The following is a 3,290-nucleotide window of genomic DNA, read 5'->3' as shown; positions in this document are numbered from 1 at the left end:
CACCACCCTCACCACCCTCACCAAAACCAACCACCCCACCCTCACCACCACACCCACCCTCCGCCCCCACCACAACGAAAACCACACCCTCACCCACACCCTCGCCACCACCCCCACCACCAACTGGAAGACCCTCCTCCCCCACGCCACCGTCATCGACCTGCCCACCTATCCGTTCCAGCGACAGCGGTACTGGCTGGACGGTCCCGCCGCCGACACCGGCCTCGACGGCAGCGGCCATCCCCTGCTGCCCGGCGTCGTCGACCTGGCCGACGGGGGGTTGGTCCTCACCGGCACGGTGAGCGCCGACAGCCACCCCTGGCTGGCGGGGCACCGAATCGGTGGCGCGACGCTGCTGCCCGCCACCGCCGTGGTGGAGGCGGTGGCGCACGCGGCCAGCCGCGTCGGCCTGGACGTCGACGAACTGGTCCTGACGGCCGCCGTGCCGGTCGATGCCCCGGTGCGCCTACGGCTCACCGTCGGGCCGGCGTCCGACGACGACAGCCGCGCTGTGCACCTGCACGGCAACACCGACGACGGCGAGTGGTTGCCGTACGCCACCGGGCGGCTCGCGGTCGTCACGCAGTCGCCCGCCGCCGACCTCGCCACCTGGCCGCCGACCGACGCCGAGCCGGTGGACGTGGTCGACCTCTACGACCGGCTGGCCGAGGGCGGCTACGGCTACCACGGCCTGTTCCAGGGGCTGCGGGCGCTGTGGCGCCGAGGCGACGAGACGTTCGCGGAGGTACGCCCCGACGAGTCGCCCACCGGCGGCTTCGCCCCGCACCCCGCCCTGTGGGACGCGGCGCTGCACCCGCTCGCCTGGGACGCCGCCGAGCGGGGGCAGGTGGAGATCCCGTTCGAGTGGCGGTCCGTTCGCCGGCACGGCCCCGGTGCTCCCGCACTGCGCGTGCGGCTCGCCCGCCGCGACGACGCGGTGAGCGTGGACGTGGCCGACGACGCGGGCCGCCCGATCGCCTCGGCCGGTGCGCTGCGGCTGCGGTCGACCGGCGCCGCGCCCACCACCGTCCTCGAACCCGACTGGGAGCCGGTGCCCACCGACGGGGAGTGGACCGGCCGGTACGCGACGGTGGTGGCACCGCGCACCGGCGCGGACGCGAGCGCGGCGTACGCGGCCGTGACCTGGGCACTGGACGCGCTGCGGCAGCACGAGGGCGACGAGCCGCTGGTGGTCCGTACCGTCGACGACCCGGCCGGTGCGGCCGTCCGTGGCCTGGTGCGCACGGCGCAGACCGAGCAGCCGGGCCGCTTCGTGCTGTTCACCGGTTCCGGTGACCCGGAGCCGGCGCTGGTCCGCGCCGCGCTGGCCAGCGGCGAACCGGAGGTGGCGCTGCGCGACGGGACGCTGATGGCACCCCGGCTGTCGCGGATCCCCGTCGCGCCCGGTCCGCTGCCCTTCGCGTCCGGGTCGACGGTGCTGGTGACCGGCGGCACCGGCGCTCTCGGCGCGCTGGTCGCCCGGCATCTGGTGGTCCGGCACGGGGTCCGGCGCCTGCTGCTGGCCAGCCGGCGTGGCCCGGCCGCCGACGGCGCGGCCGAGCTGGTGGACGAGCTGACCGCGGCGGGCGCCGAGGTCGAGGTGGTGGCGTGCGACGTGGCGGATCGTCCGGCGGTGGCGGCGCTGTTGGCCAGCATCCCCGAGGAGCACCCGCTCACCGCCGTCATCCACACCGCCGGCGTGCTGGACGACGGCGCGCTCACCTCGCTCACCGAGGAGCGCCTGGCCCGGGTGCTGCGGCCCAAGGCGGAGGCGGCCTGGCACCTGCACGAGTTGACCCGGGACCGGCCCCTCACCGCCTTCGTGCTCTTCTCCTCGATCACCGGCATCACCGGCACGGCGGGGCAGGCCAACTACGCCGCCGCGAACGCCTACCTGGACGCGCTGGCCCGGCACCGCCGCGACCTCGGCCTGCCCGGCGTCTCCCTGGCCTGGGGGCTGTGGGGGGCCACCGGCATGGCGTCGGGTCTCGGCGCGGCCGACCTCGACCGCCTGGCCCGCAGCGGGATCACCCCGCTGTCACCGCAGGAGGGCCTGGACCTCTTCGACGCCTGCCTGGTCGCGGACCGACCGGTCCTGGCACCGGCCCGGGTCGACCTGTCCACAACTCGCCGGCAGCGTCGCCGCGCGGCGTCCGCCGCCGCCACGGTCACCAGCCGGGAGGGCCTGCGGGAGCTGGTCCGCGCCCAGGTGGCCGCGGTGCTCGGGCACACCGACGCCACCGAGGTGTCCACCGACGTCGCGTTCACCGGGCTTGGCCTGGACTCCCTCACGGCGGTCGAGCTGCGCAACCGGATCGCCGAGCGTACCGGGCTGCGCCTGTCGAGCACGGTGGTCTTCGACCATCCCTCGGTGGACGCGCTCACCGACCACCTGGTCGCGGAACTGGCCGGCGCCCGTCCGGTGGAGACGCCGCAGCCCGTTACGCAGCCGGCCGACGAGCCGATTGCGATCGTGGGGATGGCCTGCCGGTATCCCGGTGGTGTCTCCTCGCCGGAGGACCTGTGGCGGCTGGTGGCCGACGGTGTGGACGCGATCGGCGAGTTCCCCACCGACCGGGGCTGGGGCGAGATCCACGACCCGGACCCGGACCGGCCGGGACACAGCTACACCCGGCACGGGGGCTTCCTCTATGCGGCGGGCGACTTCGACGCGGAGTTGTTCGGCATGAGCCCGCGCGAGGCGCTGACCACCGACCCGCAGCAACGGCTGCTGCTGGAGGTGGCGTGGGAGGCGTTCGAGCGGGCGGGGCTGCCACCGGGATCGCTGCGGGGCAGCCGGACCGGCGTGTTCACCGGCGTGATGTACAACGACTACGGCGCGCGGCTGCACCAGGCCGGCACGCCCGCCCCGGGCTACGAGGGCTACCTGGTCAGTGGCAGCGCGGGCAGCGTCGCCTCCGGTCGGGTGGCGTACAGCTTCGGGTTGGAGGGCCCGGCGGTCACCGTGGACACCGCCTGCTCGTCCTCTCTGGTGGCCCTGCACCTGGCCGCCCAGTCACTGCGCAGCGGCGAATGCGACCTGGCGCTGGCCGGCGGCGTCACAGTCATGGCCAGCCCGGCGACCTTCGTGGAGTTCAGCCGACAACGCGGCCTCGCACCCGACGGCCGGTGCAAACCATTCGCAGCCGCAGCCGACGGCACCGGATGGAGTGAGGGTGCGGGCCTGCTGCTCGTCGAACGCCTCTCCGACGCCCGCGCCAACGGCCACCACGTCCTGGCCATCCTCCGCGGCTCCGCCGTCAACCAGGACGGCGCCTCCAACGGACTCA

The 3,290-nt window shown here is 75.1% G+C and carries 1 protein-coding gene; it reads left to right on the top strand.

Annotated elements, in window-relative coordinates; translation table 11 throughout:
• Nucleotides 1-3,290, top strand: a 3,290-nt coding sequence (locus tag EG812_RS28970) for an SDR family NAD(P)-dependent oxidoreductase (RefSeq protein ID WP_126713489.1), incomplete at both ends; no start/stop codon positions are given.

It is taken from the genome of Verrucosispora sp. FIM060022 (genome assembly GCF_003977705.1).
Classification (GTDB): Bacteria; Actinomycetota; Actinomycetes; order Mycobacteriales; family Micromonosporaceae; genus Micromonospora; species Micromonospora gifhornensis.
The sequence above is the reverse complement of the archived record's forward strand: the minus strand, read 5'-3'. Positions and strand labels throughout refer to the sequence as shown.